The sequence below is a fragment of the Mesobacterium pallidum genome (assembly GCF_019966535.1).
Classification (GTDB): Bacteria; Pseudomonadota; Alphaproteobacteria; order Rhodobacterales; family Rhodobacteraceae; genus Mesobacterium; species Mesobacterium pallidum.
Genome location: NZ_JAIMID010000033.1, coordinates 1 through 25170 on the forward strand (window position 1 = coordinate 1; position 25170 = coordinate 25170).

Here is a 25170-nt window from a genome sequence, read left to right on the forward strand (position 1 = left end):
GGATGCTGTCGCCCGTCGAGTTCGAACGGCAGCGGAAACTGAGAGCCGAAGGCGTCTAAGAAACGCGGGGCTATTCACCTTTCGGAAGGGTTGGTTAAGTGGCGAGCTGATCAGCTTTCGGGCCGGTTCAGCAGCTTCGCTCTTTTCTTGAGGAACAGGTCCGCGCCCTTCATCTTGCTGGTCAGGAAGTCCCCTGCGGTGAAGAAACCAAGGAAGGAATTCCCCTGTTTGGGGCCAAGCGGCACAAGGATCGGCGCCTTGCTGCCCCATGGCTTGTAAGGTTTTATGCCTTCGACGGTTTTGCCCTGCCCCAATCCGACCAGCGTCGCCTTGAGCCAAGGCAGTTGGCGGCTGATGGCGACGATCGTCATGGCGTCGCCTGCATCGGCAACATCACCCACCGCAAAAACGTTCGGCAGCGAGGATGGGCGCATCCACGGGTCGACCTTGATCCGGTTTGCCGTCGTTTTCTGGACACCGCTAAGCGTTTCAAGCACCTCGGAATGCGCGCGCGATCCGATAACCGGAAAGATCAGGTCGAAGCCGTGCTGTGACCCATCGGCGAGTTGCAGGGTGCCCGCATAAGGCTCGGTCAAGCTTTTCAGGTTCTCCGCCATCTGGCCAAGAATGAGCGTGACGCCAGCCTTGCGCAGTTTCGCAGCCAAAGAGGTGCCCAGCTTTGATGGCATCGTCGGGAACAACGCCTCGTCGCTTGAGATCAACGTCACCTTCTTGTCCGGCATGGCATAGGCGATTTCGCCCGCAAGCTCGGTGCCAACGGCACCAGCCCCGACAATGCCGATGTTCCGCGCCGCTTTGAGTTGCTGGTGAATGCGCTGGTTGTCCGCCTTGAGGCCCGCGATATCGGCGCCTTGAGGCTTGAAGGGAATGGCGTTGCCAGATCCGGTGGCAACAACGATTTGATCCGCCTCTACCCGAATGCCGTCCTCCAACGTGACACCCTTGGCGTCTATGGCTTTTGCCTTGGACGCGATGACCCTGCCGTTCGTGAGCAGCCGATCATAGGGAATGAGAGCGCGATCCAGCAGCGAAGGGTCGACAACCGCGCGGATCATGGCCGGCGCGTGAACGAAGTGACTGCGCGGCTCGATCAATGTGACTTCCGCAGTGTCGTCGAGAGACTTCGCGAGTTCGGCACCTGCGTGACCGCCGCCGACAATGGCAATTTTCTGTGACATGATTTCTAACCTTCTTGGGGGCCTTGCGGCGTTGTTCTATGATTTGTGGGCGGCGTGATCGGCGGGATAGGTGATCTGTCCGAATTTCCCGGCGCGATACTCGCGGAACGCCTCGGTCAGCTCGCCGTCGCTGTTCATGACAAACGGGCCGCGCATGGCGATGGGGTCGGTGATCGCCTCACCGCCAAACAGCAGCAGATCGAGCGGTTCAACAGCCGGGTTGGTTATCTCCAACGTCCCCCCCCGGGCGTCCAATCCGATGAGGGTATGAGCGTCGATCTTGGCATCACCGACCACGGCCCCATGCGTCGGCAGGAATCCCGCTACAGGCAGACCGGCGTGCAAGGCGATATCGACCGTCGCAAGCGGCTCGATCCTGACGTGCCAGATAAATTCGCCCGCATAGGTGGGGATGGGCGAGGATTGCCCATCATAACCGCCAAGCAGAACTTTGACCTCCCCACGCCCACCCGCGAGCATAACAACGGGCAGGTCCGGGGATGAGACGGGCATGTATTGCGCAGGCTCGATCTTGTTCGGCGCGGGCAGGTTGATCCAGAATTGAAAGGAATGCAGCACCCCGCCATCACGGCGCACGGGCGTCGCGAGCATTTCGTCATGGATAATGCCGTTGCCCGCGTTCATCCATTGCACGCCTCCCGCCGTGACGGTGCTGTTGTTTCCCAGGCTGTCGAAATGGGTCATTGCGCCTTCCATGACATAGGTGAAGGTCACGATACCCCGATGGGGATGGGCGAAGCTGCCATCGGGCTCGGGCAACTCACCGGCAGCAATTTTGCGCTTGGGCAGATGATCGAGAAGCAGGAACGGGCCGACCGCGTTCACAGCCCGGTTCGGAAGGGCACGTGCGATGGTAAATGTACCGACCCGATCGGGCTGCGCTGGCTCTTGGAAAGAAACTTGTTTCATTGGATTGCTCCGGTTGTTGATCCGGAGATAGGCGAAGCAGAACTTGATTGATATTTATACTTTTTTAGTATCTACATAAGATATTATTAACTTATGGTGCCTGATGAAACTCGATCAACTGAACGTCTTGCGCGCCGTTGTTGAAACCGGCTCGGTCAAAGCGGCCGCCGAACGCCTCAACCGGACGCAGCCAGCGATCAGCCAGGCGTTGAAGGCCCTGGAATTCCAGACCGGAACCGAATTGTTTGACCGGTCGGGGTATCGGCTTGAACTCACACCCGTCGGCAAACGGGTTTATCTTCAATCCTTGCGCGTTTTGACGGAGGCGGAGGATCTGGGTCAGTTGATCCAGCATTTCGAGAAAGGGCAGGAAGAAACGATCACGATCGCGGTGGATACCAGCACCAACCTCAACGCGCTGACCCTCATCTTATGCAAACTGCAAACGGACTTTCCCGAGACCCGCGTGATCCTGCGCCCCGAGGTTCTGTCCGGCGCCATCGAGGCCTTAAAAACGGAAACTGCGTCAATCGCGATTTCGCCAATGTCCTCGATCATGCTCGAGGAAGAGGGTTTCGACTACATCCCCCTCGGGACATCGACGTTGCGCAATGTTACGTCACCATCCCTTTGGGCTGAGATGGACAATCCCAAGCGGCTCTCGGACATGCGGCGCTTCCATCAGGTCATCGCAAGCGACAGCGGGCAAGCCAGAGGGCTGTTCGACCGCGAAATCGGCGTCCAGAAAGGCCAGCGCCGCTGGTACGTCAGCGATCTCCACACAAAGAAGCACCTTCTGATCGCGGGCCTCGGCTGGGGCCGCCTGCCAGAACACATGATCGCAGAGGAGTTGAAGCAAGGGCGGCTGTGCGAGATAGACTTACCACACACGCATCTTGCCTTCGACGTCACCATCTATGCGTTTCGCCAGTCCAAACCAATCGTCCGCGCCGTAGCGGAATTGCTTTGGAGAGAATTTGAAGCCCTTGCTGCGTAAGGCATGTATATCGTGAAGGTCGGCTTTGATAGCCGATTTCCCGATGCGTTTCTGCTCCTGACCCTTTATGAAAGTAGTGCTCCGGCTATCCCTGTGATGCCGACAAATGCATCATGGGACCCCTGACAGTCGAATGGCAGCTTCGGCGAAATCCACACGCGATTTCGCAGTCGAAGCGAAAGTCGGCAATCCGCCGATTCCGTGGAAAAACACCCGCATGCGACCGCAGTAATTCGCCGCCTGAGTCGACCGTGAATGCCTTTCCTATCAGGCCTGCCGCGGTTGCTGCGGTGCAGGAAGGATCTTGGCCAGTTTCCGGAGGTGCTGAGCGGTGGCCGCGAGGAGCAATTCGTCATTTGCGCCGCATGGGCTGCGTAGTCGGAACCGTCCCAGGCCGAGTTTGCGCTTGAGGTGGGCAAAGAGCATCTCGACCTTCTCTCGTAGCTTCATCGAGATTACGTATTGGTCGGTCTTGGAGATGTCGCGGGCAACCTGTCGGGCGTCTTCATGTTCCTCGCGGGTGATCTTGCGAGCATCCGCGTTCGGGCAGCACATGGCCTTGGATGGGCAGGCTTGGCAGACTTCTTTCAGGGCCCGATAGCGGGCGGTCCCCTTGCCGGTCGGCCCTCGGGTGGGGTCGGATAATTTCGGCGGAACTGCTTCAGCTCGTGCCCCTCGGGGCAGATGTATTGGTCTTTTTCTGCATCCCACTCGAAGTCGGCGCGGGTTCAGGTCCCGTCATTGCGCCCCGACTTGTCGATGACGGGGATATGCGGGGCGATCTTGCGATCGACCAGCCAGCCCAGCATCGGCCCGGTGCCGCATGCGGTGTCCGCGATCAGGCGTTCAGGGTGAAGGTCGAACCTGGCCTCCACGCGCCTCAGCATGGTCTTGGTTGATCCTACTTCAGCCTGCCGGATCGATCTTGTCGCTTCCACGTCCAGGATGACACCATGGTCCGTGTGGATCAGGTAATTGTCGGAATAAATGAAGAAGGCTGGTCCCTTACGTGCCGCAGTCCACTGGCTCGCCGGGTCGGAATGCGAGCTGAACTTGGGCTGAACCTCGCTTGCTGCGCCGAATGCGGCTTCGTCCAAGACGTCCAGATACTCGCGAACGGCCCGGGGCGCGTCAGCCAGATCGATCTGCCTGACGTCCCAGTCCTCCTTCGGAGATGAGTTCTGCTTGTTCGCATCCGCCTCGATAAGGCTGGCATCAACTGCCATGCGCTGGCCGCTAACCAGTCCCTCGTCTATGCACCGCGCCACGGTCGTCTCGAACAGATGCCGAAACAGCTCACTGTCACGGAACCGGCCGTGCCGGTTCTTCGAAAAAGTCGAGTGATCCGGGACCCGGTCGCTAAGGTCCAGGCGGCAGAACCACCGGTATGCGAGGTTCAGATGCACCTCCGCGCAGAGCCGCCGTTCCGACCGGATGCCGAAGCAATACCCCACCAATAGCATGCGGATCAGCAACTCTGGATCGACAGACGGGCGACCCGTATGGCTGTAGAAATCGGCGAGGTAAGCGCGGATGCCAGACAGATCCACGAACCGGTCAATCGAGCGCAGAAGTTGATCTGGCGGGACGTAATCTTCCAGCGAGGACTCGTAGAACAGCGCCGGCTGCGCCTCCTGCCGCGGTCCCATCATTGCCGATCCTCCCACCCGGTGAGGGAATTAAAAGGCACCTCGATCAAGCACGAGTTTTTCAACGGAATACGCCCTTCTTCCCTGAAGGCTGACGGCCCACAGGAGACCTTGGCCGCCAACGTGGATGCCGCGGCGCGGCATCACCAGACCGGTCCTTCGCTGCATTGCAAAAGCCAAGCTAACGCGAATACACTCAATGAGGCGCGAAAAGGGGGCGTTGTCTAACGTGCACGCGCTTTTTGCAGCGTCTTTGACAAGGCCTTCCCTTTCGAGACGTTCGGAAAAACCCGTCGACTTACGCGGTACAAAACCCACTCGAAACGCCAACCGCCTCTTGGCCGCAAGCGAGCCTTTCGTTGCCCTCGACTGAAATGACAACCCTCCTGGATGCCAACCCGACATCGGCCCGAGCCGTTCAGGCCGTCGGTTGCGCGCCCGGTTTGTCCGCACATTCGTTGAAACACCGGATCTCGCAACCGGCGCAGATCGGGTCGGACGCCCGGGCGACGGCCGGTCGGATGGCATCCGACTTGTGCGGATGCACGTTGTCTGGACCCAGTTCGTCCAGACAGTGCAGCCGTTTGAGCACGTTCAGGACGCTCGGATTGGCGGCGATCAGGTGAAGATCGTTGCCATGCGCCCGCGCGCGGCGCGCCTCGGACAGGATGAAGTCGGCACCGGAAAGGTCGATCTTCCCGACGCCCTTGAGGTTCAGGATGCAAGTCTTCAGACCGTCCTTTTCCTCCATCCGCCGAAATTCGCGCTCAACATGCTCGATCGAGGCAAAAAACAGCGGGCCTTCGATGCGCACGAACCGGATTTGCGGGCATTGCGGCAGGTTGAAGGACTCGGCATTCATAAAAACCCGTCGGCCATTCACTTCTGTCGGAGCGCCGACCGCGACCAAGGGATGCGCGCTCTTGTTGAGGAAGATCGACAGCGAGGCGACGACGCCGACGAGGATGGCGAAGTCGAGCCCCGAGAGGATGCCGGTCAGGAAGGTGGCAGCAAGGATGAAGGTCTCGGACCGGCTGGTCGCGACAATGTGGCGGATCTCGGCGATGTCAATCAGTCGCCAGGCGACGTAGAGGATGATTGCCGCCATGGCGGGCACCGGCACGAAACGCACGAACGGCGAAAGCAGCAGCAGTAGGACCACGAGGAAACCCGCGGCAAAGACTGCCGACATCGGCGAGGCCGCACCGCTTTCCGCGTTCAGGCCGGAGCGGGTGAAGGAGCCGGACCCCGCGTAGCAGTGAAAGAAGCTGCCGGTGAGGTTTGAGAGGCCCTGGCCGACCATTTCCTGATTGCTGTCGTAGGTCTCGCCGCGCCGTATGGCGAAGGATTTGCCGATCGAGATTGCCTCGAGCAGACCGACGCAGGCCACGGCCGCGGCGGCGGGCAGCAGCGCGCCTATTGTGCCTATCGACAGGTCCGGTGCCTCGAACGACGGCAACACCGCATCGAGCGGCGCGAACATTGCCACTTCGGCGCCAAGCAGGACGGCGGCGAGCGAGCCGGCCACCAGCGCGATGATGTAGCCCGGCAGGCGGCGGCTGATGCGGAAGGAGGCGATCAGGCTGGCGAGCGTCACCGCCGAGATGATCACCGCGTCGATGTTCAATGTTCCTGCGTCCGCCACGATCCGCGACAGGCGATGCAGCACACCGCCCTCGCCGCCCGCAAGACCCAGCGCCGGGCCAAGCTGTGACACGGCAATCAGGACCGACGCGGCGGCGGTGAACCCGACGATGACCGAATGCGAGATGAAGGCGATCAGCCCGCCCAGCCCCGCCATCCCCGCCGCGAGTTGCAGCACGCCGACGAGGAAGGTCAGCACCAGCGCCAGCGCGATATAGGTCTCGCTGCCGGGCACGGCCAAGCCACTCAGCGAGGCAAAGAGCACGGCGGAGATCGCGGTGGTCGGCCCCGAGACCATGACGCGCGACGATCCCCAGAGGGCGGCAACGACGGTCACGATGATCGCGGTGAACAGCCCGAATTCCGGCGGCAACCCTGCGATTATGGCAAATGCGACGCCCTGCGGCAGCACGATGGTGGCGCCCGTCAGCCCGGCAAGCGCGTCGGCTTTCCAGGACGCTGGCGTCTGCTCAAGGACCCATGGCCTTACAGGAGAGAGGCGCTGCAGGACAGCGCGCGCCAAGGCCATCGGATCATCCGGCCTTACTAGTTTTCCCGGCGCGGACCACGTCCGGCCCGAGAACCTCGCGCAATTCGTCCTCGTTGCGATAGCCGATCAGGATGCCCGCCTTCGCTTCGCCCAGGCTCGGGTCTCGGGCTGCGATCCACGCGTCGGAGCGGGTTGTGCGTTGCGATGTGCGGCGTGCCCAGGCAAACAACAGCTTTTCCATGCGGGCGCACTCTGCCCGATGCGCCGGATCGGCGCCGAGGTCGGTCAGTTCGGCAGGGTCATTTTGCAGGTCGAAGAGCATCGGGCGGAACCCTTCGGCGAAGATATACTTCCAGCGCCCGTCGAACAGCATCGTCAGCTTGGCGTCCTTGACCTCGACACCCAGTCGCCGCCGGACGTCGCGCATGGAGTAGTCGTATTCCGAGACCGCAACGTCGCGCAGGCTGTCGGTCTGGCCGTGCAGCAACGGCATCAGCGAACGGCCTTCGATGATATGCGGCACTGCCGCGCCGCCGAAGTAATCGAGGATCGTCGGAACGACGTCGATCGCCTCGACCAGCGCGGAAGATTTCAGACCGCGGGTGGCATCGGCCTCTGCACGCGGGTCGACCACGATCAGCGGGATGCGGGCCGAAGCGTCGTGGAACAGTTCCTTCTCGCCCATCCAGTGATCGCCGAGGTAATCGCCGTGGTCCGAAGTAAAGACGATCATCGTCTCGTCCGTCAGGCCTTGCTCGTCCAGAAACGCCATCAACCGGCCCATCTGGTCGTCGATCTGCTTGATCAGCCCCATATAGGCAGTCAGCACGCGGGTCCGGGTGCCATCGTCGCAGAAGGCGCGGCTCACGCGTTCCTCCATGAAGGCACCATAGACGGGATGGGGGGTGTCGCGCTCGGCCTCGCTGCGCACCGGGTCGAGATGCGTTTCGGGGCCGTACATGTCGTGATAGGGCGCGGGCACGATATAGGGCCAATGCGGCTTGATATAGCTCAGGTGCAGGCACCAGGGTGTAACCCCGGCTTCGCGGATGAAGTCCATCGCGCGCGAGGTGATGTACGGCGTCTCGCTTTCCTCGTCGGCGGCGCGGGCGGGCTTGTCGGCATTGTCCATGAACCAGCCGCTGAGGATGTTGCCATCCTCGTCCTCGGCGCTGTTGGCGACCGTTTCCCAGGGGTTGTCGTCCTGCCAGCCGCGCGCCTTCATGAAGGCGTCATAGGCCTCGTTGCGGGGATAGCGCCCACCGTCGGGGTGAAGCCCGTCCTCGCGCTCGAAGGGCTCGAAGCCGCATTCCGCGACCCGCACGCCGATCTCGCTGTCCGGCGCGAGGCCGAGGCGCTTCATGCCCTCGACATCGGCCGCCATATGGGTCTTGCCGCAAAGAGTGGTGCGCACACCCAGTGGGCGGAGATGGTCGCCCAGCGTCATCTCGCCGACCTTCAGCGGGATGTTGTTCCAAGTTGACCCATGCGAGCTGACATAGCGCCCGGTGTAGAAAGACATCCGCGACGGGCCACAGATCGGGGATTGCACATGGGCACGGTCAAAGAGCACCCCGCGGGCCGCAAGGGCGTCGATATTCGGCGTATGCAGATGCGGATGCCCGGTGCAGGACAGGTAGTCCCAGCGCAGCTGATCGCACATGATGAAGAGAACGTTCTTGGTCATGACCGGGGCCCACCTGATAGTCGGGCCGGGGCGCTGCCGCCCCGGCTGTTTGCTTGTCTACCCGCGCGCGATATCGGGGATCGTGACGCCAAGCTCTTCGAGCGCGCGCAGCGCGCCGAGATGCAGCGGCATGTTGAGATCCGCCACCGCGCCCTCGGGCGTGATCGCCTTGAGCCACGGTGCGCCGTCGCGCATCTCGGCCACGCCTTCGAAGAAGGTCTTGGTCATGTCGTAGATCATCGCCTCATCAGCGCTCTCGTTCGTGACGATGCCGACGGTGACGCGCAGGGTGGTTGTGTCCTGATCGTTGACCTGGTTGTCGCCGTAGACCCCCGCCGGAAGCGTGCCGAGACCAAAGCCGGGGCGGTTTGCCAGAGCCTTGATCGCGTCGGTTTCCAGCTGGTCCGCAGGAATGCCGAGGAAACGGATCGGGTTGGTCACCGCGATCTGGGTCAGCACCGGGCTGGGCGCGTTGGTCGGGTTGCAATAGATGTCGAGGTTGCCGTCCTGGAACGACGCGGCTGCGGCGTCCCATCCCAGTTTGACCGCTTCGTAATCCTCGCCAGCCTTCAAGCCGGTGACCGCCTCGAACAGGCGTTCCATGGTGGAATAGGCAGCACCGCCCGGAGGGCCGAGGAAAACCCGCTTGCCCTTGGCCTGATCCAGCGACGTGATGCCCGAGGAGTCGTAGACCGCGATGTGGTAGACGCCCATCGGGAAGTTCAGCACGGTGCGCAGCTTCTTGGACAGTTCCGGTGCCTGGTCCATCTTTTCGAACATGGCGCGCTGGTTCGCCATCAGCGCATGCAGTGCCGGCGAGGACATGCAGAACGCGGTCTTGCCCATCGCCACTTCGAGCACGTGGCGGGTGGCGGCGCCTGTGGCGTTGATCTGGATCTCGTAGTCCGGCAACTCGCGGTTGATGATATTGGCGAAGGTGGTCATCACCAGGTTCGGGCTGGTGCCCGGCCCCAGCGTCGACATGCGCAGCAGTTCCTTGGCCAAAGCGGCGCGGGGCAGCATGGCCAGCGTCGCGGCGGCGGCGGTGCCGGCCAATAGGCTACGGCGATTAAGGGTTGTGGTCTTCATGATTGTTTTTTCCTCCATTGCGATCATGAAACTTGGTTCTTGGCGGTTATCTCCAGCCGGTCGATGTACATCAGCCCGACCGCGGCCACGGCGGCGATCCACGAGACCAACGGCCCGAAGAAGATCAGCGCAACGGCCAGTCCCAGACCCACCGGCAACATGTAGGCCTTGCCCCTGCGTGGATAGCAAGCGCGCGAGATCAGGATCGTGGCGAGCAGGACAAAGACGATTGCCTGCGCCGACTCCGCCAGCGGAAACCCTGTCCCCAGCAGCAGCGCGGGTTGGTAGATGAAGGCAAACGGGATCACGAAGCCAGGCAACGCCAGCCGCGACGCCTCCAATGCTGTCATCATCGGGCTTGAGCCCGCGATTGGTGCGGCGGCAAAGGCGGCGAGCGCGACCGGCGGGGTGATCGCCGACAAGACGCCGAAATAGAGCACGAACATGTGCGTGTGGACGATCGGTACGCCGAGTTTCTGCAGCGACGGTCCCATGACCAGCACGATGATCAGGTAGGCCGGCACCGTCGGCATCCCCATCCCCAGCAGGAGGCAGGCGACGGCCATCAGGATCAGCGATATGATCAACTGGTCTTCCGCGAGGCTCGACAGCAGCGAGGCAAAGCGCAGCCCCACGCCGGTAAGATTCAGCACGCCGATGACGATCCCCACGGCGCCGACGATGACCACAAGCTGGGCCGAGATCAGGCCGGCGGAGCGGATAAACTTTACCCAGGCGGCCCCGTTGAACAGCAGATCGGGACGCACGGCAAAACCCAGCAGAGCGGCCAGCGTGACGCCGACAAAGCCGGCGTAGGCAGGCGACGAGCCGCCGACCATTGTCACGACGATGCCGGCGAGCGCCAGCACGAAGATGCCCATCTGCACAAGCTCGCGCCAGTTGAACGAGATGTTTGGGCGCGGCTCGTCGGCCAAGTCCATGTTACGAGCGGCGCTGGAGATGGCGACGAAGAGGCCACCGTAGTACAGCAATGCGGGCACGGCCGCGGCGGCACAGATGGTCAGATACGGCACGCTGGTGACATCGGCCATGATGAAGGCCACGGCGCCCATGATCGGCGGGGTGATCTGGCCGCCGCTGGAGGCCGCGGATTCCACCGCCGCCGCGAACCGGGCCGAGAACCCGCGTTTCTTGATCAGCGGAATGGTGATGACCCCGGTGCCTACGACGTTGGCCACCGCAGAGCCCGAAATCGTCCCAAACAAACCACTGGCGACCGTGGCCGCAGCGGCGGGGCCGGAGCGCACCCGCCCGGTGGCAGCCATGGCAAGCCGCACGAGCACGAGGTCGATGGCCAGCAATTCAAGCAATGCGCCAAAGACGATGAATATCAAGATAGTCGAGACGACCGTTGCCATCGGACGCCCGAAAACGCCGTCGAAGGAATACCACAGCACGGTCATCAATTCTTCGGTCGAGATGCCCGCATGGCGCAGGAACCCTGGTGCCAGATGACCGAAAGCGCCATAGGTCAGCAACACGCCGGCGACCACCGCCATCACCAGCCCGACCGAGCGTCGGGTCAGTTCGATCACCGCGATGAGGCCGAGAAATCCCATCCAGATATCGCTCGAGGTCAGGAAGTAGAGCCCGGTCTCGATCTCTTCGGCGGCGCGGAAGTACTGATAGACGCTCAGCGACAGGCCGAGGGCCACGATCACCAGGAGACCCCGGTCCAGAAGGCTGCCCGACCGGTCCAATGCGGAAAGGATGATCAGCAGACCGCCCGCCAGCAACATGCCGACCCGCAGGTAGGAATCCGAGAAGACGCCGAAGACCGACACATAGAACACCACCCCGATGACCAAGAGCGACAGCCCGGTCACGGCGTGATCCAGATAGGCGGTTTTCCTGAGTTCCGACACGATTTCCTCCCTGGTGTTGCAGTCACCGGCCAGCCTGCGATTTTCGATTCGAGGCTTGGTGAGCATGATGGAAAAGATATCGATTTGCTGCATTTTTAGCGATGAAGTGTTACACTAGGTGAAACGGGAATCATGCTGAAGCTGAACAGATCCATCGAACGGGGGCTGACGGTGCTTGAAGTCATCCACACTTCGGGCGCCATTTCCCTTGCGTCTCTTGCAGGCCGTACAGGGTTGTCGAAGCCGACGCTGTTGCGGATCTGTGCGACGCTGGAAAACCGCCGCTGGCTGACGCGCAGAAGCAGTGACGGGTACTATCAACTCGGCACTGCTTTCCCGCAGGCTGGCGGTATGCCGGACCTGGTCGACAGGCTCGTGGCCGTCAGCAAGGAAGGAATAGTTCGGCTTTCCGAGGAAACCGGGCTGGGTGTCGATCTGGCTGCCGCAATTGGCGGGGGCCGGACCGAGATTGTCGATACCACCCGCGTATTCAAGAAGCATGCGGTCTATCCGGATGCGGTCGGATTCCGCCCCTCGCCGATCCTGTCGGCCCTGGGCGGTGCGTATCTCTCGGGCCTGACAGCGTCGGACCGCGCTGCTGTGCTGAAGGACCTGGTGCCACGCCTGCCGCGTGACGACACCGCTGCCCTGCCACAACTGCCGAAAATTCTGAATGCCATTGCCCGAAACGGTTATGCCGCTCGGGCCGAAGGCCATTGGGGCCGAGCAGTGGATTATGGCGAGCTTCCGGCGGCGATCGCGGTCCCAATCCGGGCCGGCACCGAGGTGGTCGGCGCGGTCAACCTGGTTTGGAACGCCAGCGATCAAACGGTCGAAGCCGTCGCCAAAGGCCACCTCCTGCGCCTTCAAGCAACGGCGCATAGCATTGGCCGGGATTACGCCGCCCTTGCCTGACGCGGCTTGCCCCTGATAACCCGTCTCTCGTGGCGGATGCTCAGAGACGCAAGGCCGACAGGTCCGGGATGCACAAAAGCGCTTCGGGGTTCTCCAGCGAGTCGGTGTGTTTGACAACGCGTCCGTGCACAACGTCGCCCACCGCCAATTCGCTGATCTTGCCGCTTTTGATACGCGGGATGTCTATGACCGCGAGGATCACGGCAGGCACATGCCGCAGCGAAGAGCTCTGCCGGATCGCGGTTCTGATCTCCTTGCTAAGGGTCTCGGTCAACTTCGCGCCGGGCCCCAGCGTCACGAACGACACGACGCGCACGTCGTCGCCAGTGTCCTGCCCGATGACCACGGCTTCCTTGACCTCGTGGAACTTCTCGACCTCGGCATGTCTCCGCCGTGCCGATCCGCACAGTAGCCGTCGGTTGCAAACAGCACCTTGGGCTCGATCTGGCCGAAGCGGTCGAACACCGCAAGGGCACCGAAATCCGGCGAGGCCGATCACCACACGAGCCCAAGCGAGATCGTGGCCAGCTTCGCTGCAACCGCCTCGGGGCGGTTCGGCAATCATCCCGCTACGCGGTCGCCCGGAACGACCCCCGCCTCGGTCAGCGCCCATTGCAGCCGCGAGATATGGGATTGCAGTTCCAGAACCACGTCAACTGCACGTTGTCTTCACCCCGGAAATCCAGCGCCGGGGCCTTGGGGGTCGCGGTCCGCGCCGGTGTTCAGGAGGTTCTCGGCGAAGTTCACTCTGGCGCCGGAGAAGCAGCGGGTGGACAGCATGTCGCCGCCGGTCACGAATGGCGCGCCGCCCTTGTCGCCGATGACTCTGAAATTGTCCCAGAGCGGGCTCAGAATGCCTCGGGTGATGCTGCGAAGCCGGTGATTTCCGAATCTGCAATGCGCGCCTTCGATGGCTGCCAGATGATGTCGGTGGTCATGATGCCACTCGCGGATCACCATGCGCGGGCAACACGGTCCCGACGCAGGGACCGAAACCTATCCGGTAGCCGTCACCCTGCGCGTGACCGTACAAAGCCAGGGTATCGCCGTCCTCGATGAAGGTGCGGGTCGCTCCGCCCTCGAGCGTGATCGGGTCCTTGCCGCCCCAGGTCATCTCCAGGAGCGAGCCGAACATGCCCTTTTCGGGGCCCGAGATCGTGCCCGAACCCAACAGGTCGCCGGTCCGCATCGCGCAACCGGACGAGGCGTGGTGCGCAAGCTGCTGCGCGGCCGAGTAGTACAGGGTGTTGTAATTGGTCCGGCAGAGCTCCGTGGGATCCCCCTCCGGTGCGGCAATGGTCACGCTGAGGTCGATGTCATAGAGCATTGGCCCGGTGTCCTTGATGTGCGGCAGGAGTTCGTGTTCGCGCGGCGGGGTGGCGCAGCGGAACGGCTCCAGCGCTGCCTTGGTGACCACCCAGGGGCCGATGGTGGTGGCGAAGGCCTTGGCCTGGAACGGCCCGAGCGGCTGGTATTCCCAGGCTTGGATGTCGCGCGCCGACCAGTCGTTGAGCAGCACGTAGCCGAAGATCATGTCGTCGGCCTCGTCGACGCTGACGGGCTGGCCCATCTCAGAGGGCGTGCCGACGACCGCGCCCATCTCCAACTCGATGTCGAGCCGTTGGCTGGGGCCAAAGCGTGGCCTTTCATCCTGCGGGCCTTTCAACTGGCCCATGGGCCGGTGGAAATCGGTGCCCGAGACCACCACCGTCGAGGCGCGGCCATTGTAGCCGATGGGAATGTGCAGCCAGTTGGGCGGCAGCGCGTTGGCCGGATCGCGAAACAGCGAGCCGACGTTGAAGGCGTGCTGGCGGCCGGCGTAGAAATCAGTGTACTCGGTCACGGTGAACGGCAGGTGCATGGTGACGTCAGCCATGTCGTGGAGCGCGCCCCGCACCGCGTCGGTCTCGCCGCCGTCGCGCAGCAGGTTGGTCAGCGTTTTGCGCACGTCGACCCAGGCCTGTTTACCCTTGCCCATGAAGGTATTCAGCGCCGGTTCGTCGAAGCCGTAGTCGGGCAGGAGACCTGCGGATTGAAGCGCGGCCAGGTCAAGCACCTTCTCGCCGATGGCGACGGCACAGTGCGGCGCATCGGCAGCAGAAAAAACACCAAACGGCAGGTTGTTCAGCGGAAAGGGGCTTTCGGGGTCATTCGCGGACTCGACCCAGGAGCGGACAAGCTCAGTCATGGCAATATCCTTCGTCAATGTGCGTCAGGTTGGTTTTTGGGGCGGGCCGCATCGAAAGCCGCACGGTCCAGGCAACGCCTCTCGATCTCGGTCAGCCGTGTCAGGGCCGACAAATCGCACCCCCAGCGATGGGCGTTGTAGAGTTGCGGTACGAGGCAGAGATCGGCCAGTCCGGGTGTCTCGCCGAAACAATAGTCCTTGTCGGGCGCAATCAATTTCTCGAAGGCCTTGAAGCCCCGTTGCATCCAGTCGTTCATCCAGTCCACGGCCTCTTGCTGGCTGTGGCCCATGGACTTGAGCCGCGCAATCACGCGCAGATTGTTCACCGGATGAACATCCGCGGCGATGGTCAGGGCGGCGGCGCGGACCTTTGCCCGCTGAATGGCGTCCTTGGGCAGGAGCGGCGGATCGGGATGGGTTTCCTCCAGCCAGTCGAGGATGGCCATCGACTGAGTCAGAACCGTGCCGTCGTCCAGAACAAGCGTCGGGACGCCAAGCCCCGGGTTCAACGCGGCGTAGTCCGACGACGACTGGTCGCCTTCGACCAGATTGATCGAGACCGGCTCGTAAGCCAGCCCCTTGAGGTTCAACGCGATCCGCACCCGGTAGGAGGTGGTCGACCGCCAATAGGTATAGAGCCTCATTTCTTGCCCGGCGTGCCGTCGAACTTCTTCTCCATATCCGCCCAGCAGTCGATGTAATCGTCTTGCAGCGGCGCCTCCTTGCCCGCGAACTGCGTGAGCTGCTGCGGGAAGCGGGTCTCGAACATGAACGACATGGTGTTGTCGAGCTTTTCCGGTTTCAGATCGGCGTTCGAGGCGCCCTCGAAGGCGTTGCGGTCCGGTCCGTGCGGCAGCATCATGTTGTGCAGGCTCACGCCGCCGGGCACAAAACCTTGTGGTTTAGCATCGTACTGGCCATAGATATTGCCCATCATCTCGGACATGATGTTCTTGTGATACCACGGCGGGCGGAAGGTATCTTCCATCACCATCCAGCGTTCACGGAACAGCACGAAGTCGATGTTGGCGGTGCCTTCCTGTCCCGAGGGCGCGGTCAGCACGGTAAAGATCGACGGGTCGGGATGGTCGAAGAGGATCGCGCCAACAGGGCAGTAATTGCGCAGGTCGTATTTGTAGGGCGCGTAGTTGCCGTGCCAGGCGACGATGTCGAGCGGGCTCTGTCCGATCTTGGTGGTGTGGAACTGGCCGCACCATTTCACGGTGACGGTTGAGGGTACCTCGCGATCCTCGAAGGCCGCCACTGGCGCCTTGAAGTCGCGCGGGTTGGCCATGCAGTTGGCGCCGATGGGCCCGCGGCCGGGCAGCTCGAATTTCTGACCGTAGTTCTCGCAGACGAAGCCGCGCCCCGGACCGTCGAGAAGCTCGACGCGGTAGACGAGACCGCGCGGGATGATGGCGATTTCCTTGGGTTCAAGGTCGATGATCCCCAACTCCGTGGCAAAGCGCAGCCGACCCTCCTGCGGCACAACCAGCATCTCGCTGTCGGCAGAGAAGAAATAGTCGTCGACCATCGACTCGGTGACCAGGTAGATGTGGCTGGCCATGCCCACCTGGGTGTGCACGTCGCCCGCAGTGGTCATGGTGCGCATGCCGGTCAGCCAGGTCAGCGGCTCATCCGTATGCGGCACCGGATCCCAGCGATACTGACCAAGGCTGGTCACCTCCGGGTGAATGTCAGGGGCCGAGCGAAAATACGGCAGGTCGATTTTTTTGTAGCGGTGGCTGTGCTTGACCGAGGGCCGGATCCGGTAGCACCAGGTGCGCTCGGGTCGCACGTCGGTGAAAGCCGTCCCCGAAAGCTGTTCGCCGTAGAGGCCATAGTTGCACTTCTGCGGCGAGTTCATGCCTTGCGGCAGCGCCCCCGGCAGCGCCCCGGTCTCGAAATCGTTGCCGAAACCCGGCATGTAGCCGGGGGTGGTGGTGAAGCCATCGGCCTGCCTCAAGCCGGATTTCTCTGGGGCGTTCATCTTGCGTCTCCTCAAGCTGGGCCTTCGGGTCTTGACCGCGCATCACCCAAGATTACGGTTCGCTTGATGGAACAGTCGAGACGGCGTTTCACCAAGTGAAATGCCTGCTGTATCAGGCAAAGAAATTTCTGCCGGATCGCCGTGGCGCTCAGTATGCCGATCGAGGTCGAGGCGGGCTGCGAGACTACCGAGCACCATGTCCATCATCATGAGAACGAGTGCATCTGGAGGGCGAGGCAACGGCTTTGATCGGCGAGGAGGAACACCCGATCGGACCAGCTGATTTCATTGGCTACCGAAAGGGCGGCTTGGCCCACTCGATACTTAACACGAGCAAGGACACGCTACGCTGCATCGTTGTCGGTGAGCGACTGGTAAGAGACGTGTGCGACTACCCGCGCTTGGGTAAACGCCTCTACCGTGCTGCGGGTTTGCCTTGGAACCTCGTTGACCATGACGCGATTGCTTAACCAGATGCCGGAAAGAAGAAGTAAACCCGCAGATAGGGGTGCAAACCGCCCAATGTTTCAGGCTTGCGCGCAACAAAATCTCGGCCTCGAGAAACGCAGACCGCCCCTGCAAGGCGCGGAACCGCAGCTTCGTCCAGCATGCCAATCTCGACAAGAAGTAAAATGCTGCATCGCGCCAAGAAGGACCGCTTCGGCGCAGCCGCACTGCAGCCATGAGCGCCCTTGCGAAGGTCGACTTCGGGCCGGGCGTGCTATGCAATGGGCGCTTCCTGCGCAACTGGCGCTCGCGCTGAGTGAGACGCAGAAAGAATTCCAGCCAAGATCGTCGTTCTTTCGACAGGGAAGGTTCTGCAGCAGACATGTGCTGGGTTAGGGCAAGGTCCTTCCGGCTCCGGTTGTTGTGCCGAAAAAATTCCGGTCCGCTTGGTAATGCCAGGGACCGAAATCCACCCACCTTCCGATAGAGACGGAAGCGTGCTGGCTGCTTGCCGAATGTCGGCTTGTGCCGGGGGGCTCTTGGCAGGTTTGCGCTTGCGGCTAAGGTTCGCTATCCGCCCACTCTTACGATGGCATGCGCTGTCACGGCGGCTGGGACGCATGGGCAGCCAACTGCAGAAAGGTCCGCATAGCCGATCGAAACGATCTGCGGATACCCCTCGTTTTTGTAACTCTGCGATCGGAACCATCTCCTGCAAAACAGGAGATGCCCATGCTTCCCTTCACACGATTTCATGCCGCGACGCTCCTCGACTTGAGCGCATGGTCGACGCTCTCGCGCAATTCTGTTGCCACTTTCATCGCCCGGTTCGGGATTCAGCCGCTTGGTAACAAGTACCCCATGCTGCGAATCTATGAGCACCTTCTCGGTCTGTCGCCATCGGATGCGGCCGAGGAACAAATGCTCGGTGGAGGCCTGATACGGGTGACTGACGTTGCGGAACGGTTCGGTCTCTCCAGCGACGACCTCCGTGACGCTCTACGCACCCCTGGCAACCCCTACCCGCCGCTTTATGCATTCGGACCACGACGGAACCTGATGCTGAACGCGCAGGTCGAGCAGTTGCTGGCAAGCCCCAGAAACGCCTTTCACAGTCTGGCCCCGATCGAGGGACACGCCCTCCCCGCCTCGCGCCTGGCGCGGCATCTCAAGGTCCCGCAAGCCCGGATCGACGCGATCCTCGCGGACACGGGCGATCTCCCGGCCCGGATCATCACCCATGGGCGCATCCGCTACATCATTTCGGACGTGGCGCACAGGCTCGCATCCTCAGAAGAAAAACACGCTTCGGAGGAAGATCTCCAGGCCAAAGAGACAAATGTCGTAATGCCGGATGTCGCGCCCTCCTCCATGGGGGGCGCGTCTCGCGGCCTGTTCGCAGACACCATGACACGCGCGGCCGCCCAGTCTGAAACGCAGCTCTCCTGCACAGCATCCGGCGCAAATGCACGCCGAGGCGATGGCCTGCACGTGGCGCCGGCCGAGGCGAAACTGTCGGGAACATAAGGCGTTGCTTAGTTCCCGGATATTTCGACTCGAGTGCACATTTTCGCTTCGTCTGCACACCAAGCGACCAATCTTCTCCTCGAACCCGCTGAAAGGAAATTCCATGGCTCCCAAGACCAAATACCAAAGCCGCATCGTTGCGAACCCGCTCGCCCAAGCGCCATTCACGCTTCGGGAAGTGTTCGAGCACGAACCCGATCGGCGCCGACAGTCCGCCCTGCGCCGGCTCGAGACCGACCTCGACAGGCCCCTCGAGAAGATTCCCGCGGACATCGACGGGTTCGATGCGCACTTTCCGAGCGGCGGCTTCGACGGTGCCAAGACACCCTGGACCAGTGCCCAAGCCTACCAAGCTTGGCGCAACGCCGTCCGCCGCGCCATCCGGAGGTACATCTTCGCGCTCGGCATGTCCGTCATGCGGATCCGTTACGTCCAGGCGAGCCTTCTCTCCCGGACGAATGCGCCCCCCCACTCCCCGATCCCGGCAGCCCAGCTTCTGGGGCACACTGGCGTCAAGCGCACCAAGGCCCTTTTCGCGAATTTCCCCAAAACCGCCGCCGCACCTAAGTCCGACTGAGCCCCGAGATCGCGCGGCCGTCCGGAACGTCGGCCGCCTCCCTACAACCCGACAAGGAATACCGAATGGGTTTTTTCTCAGATGCCTCGCAGGTCGCCACGGCCGTTGCAGTGCCTACCTCAAAAACCATGCAAACGGTGTTCGACGAGACCGTCAACGAAACCGAACGCAACCGTATTGCGCGGGTGGCCGAGTATTTCAACGCACCACTTTCGACCCTGGATGGCGACGAGGTCGACCTCCTGGCCTGGTTCGACGCGAATTTTCCGTCGCTCAAGCAGATCGGGGCCGGACCGTTGCCAGATGCAGGTCGGAACTTCTGGAAGTCGAAGGGCAGCTATGGCAAGTGGCGCGAGGTCGTCCGCCGCCGGATCAGGACCACCCTTGGTCTCGTCGCTGCGAAGATGGCATTGCGGGAGCGCATCGACGGCTGGACCCCTTTCCTGGCCCTCTTGGAAGACCTCTCGAAAGACCACGGTCCGGTGCATCCCGGAACATTTGGCTCGATCCGCACCTTTTCCGACCGCGCAAGAGCGGCCGGTATCGACCCGATGGACCTGACCCCTGACATCGTTCCGCCCTTCCTGGATCAAATGCCCGCCCACGAGCGAGACGCGTCGGCAACAGCTCTCAGAGCGCTTGCCCGCCACCGCGTCTTCCCGCAGATCTCAGCGCATCTGCCACCGGACTTCGACACGGACTACCTCGTCCCAAAGGCACGCACACCTGTACCCGAGTCCGTGCGCAAGATGATCGCCGAGATGGTGGAAGCGGCACGCTACGACCAGCGCACCTATGATGATGTCTCCGAGAGTTGCACCGAGAATTTCAATCAGGAGACGGCCAAGACTTATCGGGGGGCCCTGGTTGCACTGGCCCGGGCCGCAGAGGAAACCGGCGTTGCGGACCTGGCGTCGCTGAACTGTCTCGACTCGCTGTTCGAGACCCCGGTTCGCATCGCCACCATCCGCCACTGGATCGACCAGTCCGAAACGGATACCGGGTTCAGTCTTCGGTCTGCCGCGGATTACGTCCGCATCGTCGCCCAGATCGGCAAGGCCAACGGCCTCAAGACCAAAACGTGGCGGAAGAACTTGAAGAAGAACCCGCACCTGAAAGAAGGTCACGCGGCAGGCGAAAAGATGTCCGCCAAGAACCGAACGTTCTGCGAAAGCCTCATTCACAATCCCGCCGATGTCCGGACCTTCTTGCGGCAACATGTGCTCTACCAGGATCGGGCGAAAGAGATCCTCGCGACGGACAAGACCCTTACTAAATCCCAACTGCGCGCCGCGCGGCGGTTTGCCACCTGCGCGGCCTTTTCCGCGCTGGAGATCCGGGGCGCCGGCTTGCGGAAAGGCAGTGCGCTGGCTGCAGAGTGTAGCGGCACCGGGCAGAATCTTTTCCGCAAGACGGCAGGTGAAAGGAAGTTGTTCGAGCTACGGGTCGCGCAGAAAGACATGAAAGGCGAGTATGTTGAGTTGCCCCCCATCCACATCCGGGATGACAAGTATTGCGGCTACGAGGTGCTCGATTGGTATCTGAAGACAGCGCGGCCGCTCTTCGACTTTGCCGACCCAGACTACTGCGAGAAGAAAGAGTGCGCACTGGCCACGCACCTGTTCGTCTCTGAGAAATCCGCCCGTCCTCTGGCTGGGTCCATGCTCTACAAATGGCTGACCCGAAGCAGCGCAGAGATCAGCTTGCCGATGTTCCCGCACAATTTCCGGCATGGCTTCGCGACGCTGCTGCTCGCGCGGAATTGGAGCAACCGAGGGCGGGCGGCCTCTTATCTCGGCTGCTCGGTAGGCGTGCTCGACACCTATTATGGGTGGATCGACAAGAGACAGAAGCTCGAAGAAGTGCAGGATCTCCTGGCGGAGGCTTTGGCCGGAAAATGACCCGCCACGTCATCCTCGCGAAGCCGCACTGGCAACCCAACGCGGCTTCCCCCATCCTGCTGGGCATGCCGCTCGCGGAGTTGCAGGCACTCGACAGCCTGGTCGAGTTCATGATCGAACATGGCTGCGCGGAACTCACGCCTTCAGATTGCCGGGTGTGGGCTCGCCTCAATGACGGCGCCGCCGCCATCGGCAATGCCGTCGCGGCAATGATCAAGACCGACGGACCCGAAGCCCTGCCGCTTGCGTCCCTGCGTGCGGCAGAACAGTCCCTGACCGCCTGTGCGCGCTTCGCCGGCATCTCGCGTGAGCCGCGTCGCTACTATGAACGGACCATCTCACTCTATCCAGAAGACCTTCCGGCGGAATGGCAACAGCACCTGGCCCGGATCCGGGACCGCAGAGAAGATGGCGAAATCAAGCTAGTGCCGGATCTCTACTACCGCATGACCCGGAAGCTCTGCCAATACGGCTGGTATCTGCGAGAAAGCGGGCTGGCGCTGGACTTCGAAATAGCCTCGCTCCGGAATTTCTATACCTATGAGACGACGAGAATTTCCGCCCGGGGCGCGCCACTGAGCACGTCAACGATCATCGCGACATTCGCCGATCTCAGGGATTTTCTGCGGTTCTCGAAGGCCTACCCGAAGGCCCTGGTCAAGCAACTCGATAAGCTCCTCCAAAAGCTGCGGGACCGGGCAAGCGTGGAAACCGCACGGAAATTCGCAGCCCTCGCCGCGATCGATATCACGACGATTCATCCGCGCGCCGAAGCTATTCTCGCAGACGTGGCAAAGCAAACCAACCCGGCAAGGCGTGTTATCAAACGCAACAGAGCCATGGCGATCGCGGTGCCTCCGCTGACACCCCTTCGCCGTGAATGGCATGATCTCAGGTTCGGCCGCGATCTGGTGTGGGCCGAGGGCCGCTATCGCCTGCGGGACTACAAGTTGCGCAAGACACGGTATCGTCCCGGTCGAGAGGACTACCCCGGTTCGGTTCATCCGAGCGTGCAGCATTTCGTCGACGCCCGCCTGCTTCAGGATGATGACCCAAAATACCTCGACGCCCTGCGCGACGCGGCCGGGGAAGAAGAATGGCCGCTATTCATCCATCCAGATGGCACGCTCGTTGCTGAGAATTACGTGTCGCAGGTCTGGTCCTCGGAGTTCGGAACCGGCGCTCACATCTGCCGATCCATCGTCTATGACGTCGTGTTCGCGATCAGCGAGGACGCAACTTTGGCCGGTATGCTCATGAATGATCACACGTCGCAGCAGGCGCGCAAGAAATACACCGGTGACAGGGCAAAGCAGGCATCACTCGCAGCCGCCGGGAAAGAGATCGACGACATCTTCGACGCATATGATGCATAAGATGGTTCCTACCGATGGCACCCCAATTTAGCTTGGTGGCAAGGCAGTCGCGGTAGCACTCCTTGACCGAGGTGGTCGTCAGACAGAACGATGATGCTCATTCCGCCGGCTCCGCGGCCGCGGCCAGGCTGTGTTGCATCTTCTGCTCCCAAGTCTCGATCAGGAAGAGCGCGACGGTGCTCGAAGCGTGGTTTGCGAGGCGCGCGATCCCCGGGTCGATCCGACGGTGGCCGTGGTCCCGGCCATGAGCGTCGCTGCCATGGGTGCGCAGCGCCCCGATCCTTTCGGTGGCCGTGGTCAGATACGCTGAGTGTCTGCCGCACATGATCGATATGTACACGCCGGCTGGCGGTGCTCAGCAGTTTCCCCGGGCGACCTCATTCAGGATCATCTTCTCCAGTGCCAGATCTGAAACTGCACGCCTGAGCGCGGCATTCTGACTCTAAATCTGCTTCAGACTTTGTCGCTGGTCCCGGCTGATGCCGCCAATGATGCGCATCGCTCGGCCACCTCGTCACGGCGCTCCTCCAACCCTTCAAGCACGATGTGGATTTTCGCCCCGCACGGATGGTGCTTCCGTGTGCGCCGGCGAATATCCTTTAGCTTCGCCTCGGCCATAGGCATCGATGACGGGGCGGCGCGGCGCCATGTCGCAGGCGTCGCGCTTGGCCTCGAGTTCGACCGTGTAGCCGAGGCGCTGCAGGAGATCGCCTGCCTCGGCCCGGACCCGGCGGCGACGGTCGCGGTCCTCTCCGACTCCGTGAACCACGACGAAGGCGATGCGGTTCGGCGGCCCGACATGCGCCTGCGCGTAAATGCGCAGGTGCGGCAGGTCGCGGTTGGCAGCCCGCAAGGCAGTCTGGGACTGGCCGAAGCGATCGGGCCGGGTGTCCTGTGTCTGCATGGATGTCGCTCCGCTTGCTCTATGCAATGGAGCTTGGCCAGATCGGGCATCGACGAAACCGAGAACCATGTCCCTCGGTCAGGTCCCGCGCCCGACGTGATGTATCGGCACTTCTCGATCAGCGAGAATCGCCGACGACGGCCACTTGTTGCTGCTATTTTATTGCTACTTGACTCGGCGAGGCGGATTATCCATTTAACATCAATGACCTACGAAGCGTTGCTCCAATCCATCATCGGGGCGACGGACAATCTAGCATTTTGTCGTACTTGCATTTCTTTTCGTATCATCAAACTGTTGGCGGCGACGGATGCACCGCTGAACTGCGCCCCGACATTCCCGACTTTGCCCCTCTGCTACGACTTGGCGCACAAGTGGCGCACATGAAAATGGCCACCTTCACCAAGTTTCCTTCCGGTGTTGCCGGGTCCAGATCAGACGAACGGGCCGCTACGCGATCGAGACCTTCCTTTGACACGACGACGCCCATCGCCGGGCCCGTCAGGCGGAGACCCGGGTCGATCAGGGGCTCGCGCCCAACAAGTCGTCCCTTTCCCGCCTTCAGACCCTTGGCGACCTCATCGACGTTCATATAGACGGTTGTACGCGGTAGGGAAACCGCCCCGACGCGAGCCCAGGCGGCAATGCTCACGACGCGCAAGCGCGATTGCGGGAAGGAGAAGAACGGCCACCCCGATCGGCAACCGCTGATCGGCGACGGCCAGATGCGCGCCAAGCAAGGCGCGGGTCCGGCACCCCTCGGGATCGACATCGACGTGATCAAGATGATCATCCCCCATGCGGCGGCGGTGCACTGCCGCGACATCTCTCCGGAGCCCGTCGATCTGGCGCGTGTCGCGTCAAAGCGCGGGCTGATCGGCGAGGGCACGGAGCGGGATCGACGCCCCGGTACGGACGCGTTGGACCGCCTGATCCGATGCTTCGATGCCAACGGAGGCCTGACGACACCGATGACGTGGATCGTGAAGTTCGGGGCGGCAACGGCATCGCGAGATCGTCCCAAATCGTCAGCGATTACCGGCGCTTGAGCGCTTCATTCCAGGCCGGCCAGGTCCCGGCTTGATTGTCGGGTGTTTCGGTCTGATCATGCCGGAGTCACGAGATGGCCCCCTTGCAGGGCTCGTGCGACAGCGCCGCGAAACCCACCCCGCAGGCGACAACGCGGGGCCCAAGTGATCCGACACATGCTAATGCGGACCAATCCCAATGGCCCGGGGAGGTATCGCGGCAACCTCGCGCATGTCCTGGTGACCGGTGGCGGCACACCGGCCCGCGGCCAGCCCGGGCGGTAGACCATGGACGTCGACATCGGGGGGATCGACGCCGACCTCATGCTCTACTCGGCGACCTTTTGCGTGCGCGTTCCGCAACAGGTGTTCGCGACCCGATGCTCGGCTTCCGCCGCCGGGATCCGGGCCCTCGCGCGTTTCTTTACCGCTTTTCCCGCGCGACGACGGCGTCGTGTCCAAGGCCGGCGCAGGCGAACTCGGGGCCGAGCTGGGCCAGACTCCCGAGGTCATGGAACGGAAAGACAGCCAGGCCTCGGGCAAGGGCGACACCGTGCTGACACTGACGCCTTTGGGCGAGGCGCTGGTCATTGCCCTGCCGGCCGACGGCGCACCGTGCCACGACCGGCAGAACGGGATCGAAGCGGGGCATTTCCGCGCCGGGATGCGGCCGACCGCGATCACCCCTCGCCTGCCGAGGCCGAGCCGGCCGAAGACTTCCCGGATCGCCTGAAACTGCGCACTGC

23 protein-coding genes and 1 pseudogene are annotated in these 25170 nt (G+C 62.2%); 9 read left to right on the forward strand and 15 right to left on the reverse strand.

Annotated elements, in window-relative coordinates; translation table 11 throughout:
• Positions 1-110: 110 nt before the first annotated feature.
• Positions 111-1199, reverse strand: a complete 1089-nt coding sequence (locus tag MF270_RS26370) for an NAD(P)/FAD-dependent oxidoreductase (RefSeq protein ID WP_238368610.1) — start codon at positions 1197-1199, stop codon at positions 111-113.
• A gap of 36 nt (positions 1200-1235) precedes the next feature.
• The gene (locus tag MF270_RS26375) at positions 1236-2129 is read right to left on the reverse strand and encodes a pirin family protein (RefSeq protein ID WP_238368611.1); all 894 of its coding nucleotides are present in this window, start codon (positions 2127-2129) and stop codon (positions 1236-1238) included.
• Between the two features lie 103 nt (positions 2130-2232).
• Between MF270_RS26375 and MF270_RS26380 the strand changes: the two genes are divergently transcribed.
• The gene (locus MF270_RS26380; protein ID WP_238368612.1) at positions 2233-3126 is read left to right on the forward strand and encodes a LysR family transcriptional regulator; all 894 of its coding nucleotides are present in this window, start codon (positions 2233-2235) and stop codon (positions 3124-3126) included.
• A 3-nt stretch (positions 3127-3129) separates the two neighbouring features.
• Entirely contained in the window at positions 3130-3252 is a 123-nt protein-coding gene (locus MF270_RS28300; protein ID WP_272490899.1) for a hypothetical protein, read from the forward strand.
• A 141-nt stretch (positions 3253-3393) separates the two neighbouring features.
• Here MF270_RS28300 and MF270_RS26385 read toward each other — a convergent pair.
• The 5 genes and pseudogenes from MF270_RS26385 to MF270_RS26405 form a co-directional block, all read right to left on the reverse strand.
• Positions 3394-4778, reverse strand: a pseudogene (locus MF270_RS26385) (IS1182 family transposase).
• 415 nt (positions 4779-5193) lie between these two features.
• Complete coding sequence (locus MF270_RS26390; RefSeq protein WP_238368613.1) at positions 5194-6948, reverse strand: SulP family inorganic anion transporter; 1755 nt, start codon at positions 6946-6948, stop codon at positions 5194-5196.
• A gap of 4 nt (positions 6949-6952) precedes the next feature.
• Entirely contained in the window at positions 6953-8596 is a 1644-nt protein-coding gene (locus MF270_RS26395) for an alkaline phosphatase family protein (RefSeq protein ID WP_238368614.1), read from the reverse strand.
• Positions 8597-8653: 57 nt separating this feature from the next.
• The gene (locus MF270_RS26400; protein ID WP_238368615.1) at positions 8654-9685 is read right to left on the reverse strand and encodes a TAXI family TRAP transporter solute-binding subunit; all 1032 of its coding nucleotides are present in this window, start codon (positions 9683-9685) and stop codon (positions 8654-8656) included.
• A gap of 23 nt (positions 9686-9708) precedes the next feature.
• Entirely contained in the window at positions 9709-11664 is a 1956-nt protein-coding gene (locus MF270_RS26405; RefSeq protein WP_238368616.1) for a TRAP transporter permease, read from the reverse strand.
• Between the two features lie 39 nt (positions 11665-11703).
• Between MF270_RS26405 and MF270_RS26410 the strand changes: the two genes are divergently transcribed.
• Entirely contained in the window at positions 11704-12486 is a 783-nt protein-coding gene (locus MF270_RS26410; protein WP_238368617.1) for an IclR family transcriptional regulator, read from the forward strand.
• A gap of 40 nt (positions 12487-12526) precedes the next feature.
• On the opposite strand, the gene MF270_RS26415 is transcribed toward MF270_RS26410, so the two are convergent.
• The 6 genes from MF270_RS26415 to MF270_RS26440 form a co-directional block, all read right to left on the reverse strand.
• Positions 12527-12832: a hypothetical protein gene (locus tag MF270_RS26415; RefSeq protein WP_238368618.1), complete on the reverse strand. Its 306-nt coding sequence runs from the start codon at positions 12830-12832 to the stop codon at positions 12527-12529.
• A 323-nt stretch (positions 12833-13155) separates the two neighbouring features.
• Positions 13156-13446 (reverse strand): hypothetical protein, encoded by a 291-nt coding sequence (locus MF270_RS26420; RefSeq protein ID WP_238368619.1) that lies wholly within the window; start codon positions 13444-13446, stop codon positions 13156-13158.
• On the reverse strand, positions 13421-14674 hold the full coding sequence (fahA, locus tag MF270_RS26425) for a fumarylacetoacetase (RefSeq protein WP_238368620.1): 1254 nt from the start codon (positions 14672-14674) through the stop codon (positions 13421-13423). Before fahA ends, MF270_RS26420 begins: the two co-directional genes overlap by 26 nt.
• A 14-nt stretch (positions 14675-14688) precedes the next feature.
• Entirely contained in the window at positions 14689-15318 is a 630-nt protein-coding gene (maiA, locus tag MF270_RS26430; RefSeq protein ID WP_238368621.1) for a maleylacetoacetate isomerase, read from the reverse strand.
• Complete coding sequence (hmgA, locus tag MF270_RS26435) at positions 15315-16664, reverse strand: homogentisate 1,2-dioxygenase (RefSeq protein WP_238368622.1); 1350 nt, start codon at positions 16662-16664, stop codon at positions 15315-15317. The genes maiA and hmgA overlap by 4 nt, the downstream gene beginning before the upstream one ends.
• A gap of 42 nt (positions 16665-16706) precedes the next feature.
• The gene (locus MF270_RS26440; RefSeq protein WP_238368623.1) at positions 16707-16874 is read right to left on the reverse strand and encodes a hypothetical protein; all 168 of its coding nucleotides are present in this window, start codon (positions 16872-16874) and stop codon (positions 16707-16709) included.
• A gap of 969 nt (positions 16875-17843) precedes the next feature.
• Between MF270_RS26440 and MF270_RS26445 the strand changes: the two genes are divergently transcribed.
• The 4 genes from MF270_RS26445 (at position 17844) to MF270_RS26460 (ending at position 22492) form a co-directional block, all read left to right on the forward strand.
• Positions 17844-18638, forward strand: coding sequence for a hypothetical protein (locus MF270_RS26445; protein WP_238368624.1), 795 nt, complete (start codon positions 17844-17846; stop codon positions 18636-18638).
• A 103-nt stretch (positions 18639-18741) separates the two neighbouring features.
• Positions 18742-19215 carry a hypothetical protein gene (locus MF270_RS26450; RefSeq protein WP_238368625.1) on the forward strand — a complete coding sequence of 158 codons (474 nt, stop codon included), beginning with the start codon at positions 18742-18744 and terminating at the stop codon, positions 19213-19215.
• Positions 19216-19280: 65 nt separating this feature from the next.
• Complete coding sequence (locus MF270_RS26455; RefSeq protein ID WP_238368626.1) at positions 19281-21116, forward strand: site-specific integrase; 1836 nt, start codon at positions 19281-19283, stop codon at positions 21114-21116.
• The gene (locus MF270_RS26460; RefSeq protein ID WP_238368627.1) at positions 21113-22492 is read left to right on the forward strand and encodes a hypothetical protein; all 1380 of its coding nucleotides are present in this window, start codon (positions 21113-21115) and stop codon (positions 22490-22492) included. Before MF270_RS26455 ends, MF270_RS26460 begins: the two co-directional genes overlap by 4 nt.
• 97 nt (positions 22493-22589) lie before the next feature.
• Here MF270_RS26460 and MF270_RS26465 read toward each other — a convergent pair whose 3' ends face one another.
• Together MF270_RS26465 and MF270_RS26470 are read right to left on the reverse strand one after the other, a co-directional pair.
• Positions 22590-22817 carry an abortive infection family protein gene (locus MF270_RS26465; protein WP_238368628.1) on the reverse strand — a complete coding sequence of 76 codons (228 nt, stop codon included), beginning with the start codon at positions 22815-22817 and terminating at the stop codon, positions 22590-22592.
• 210 nt (positions 22818-23027) lie between these two features.
• A complete protein-coding gene (locus MF270_RS26470) occupies positions 23028-23396 on the reverse strand; it encodes a hypothetical protein (RefSeq protein WP_238368629.1) in 369 nt (122 codons plus the stop codon).
• A gap of 644 nt (positions 23397-24040) precedes the next feature.
• On the opposite strand from MF270_RS26470, the gene MF270_RS26475 reads away from it, so the two are divergent.
• On the forward strand, positions 24041-24445 hold the full coding sequence (locus MF270_RS26475) for a hypothetical protein (protein ID WP_238368630.1): 405 nt from the start codon (positions 24041-24043) through the stop codon (positions 24443-24445).
• Positions 24446-24878: 433 nt separating this feature from the next.
• Positions 24879-25157 carry a hypothetical protein gene (locus MF270_RS26480; protein WP_238368631.1) on the forward strand — a complete coding sequence of 93 codons (279 nt, stop codon included), beginning with the start codon at positions 24879-24881 and terminating at the stop codon, positions 25155-25157.
• Positions 25158-25170: the final 13 nt, after the last annotated feature.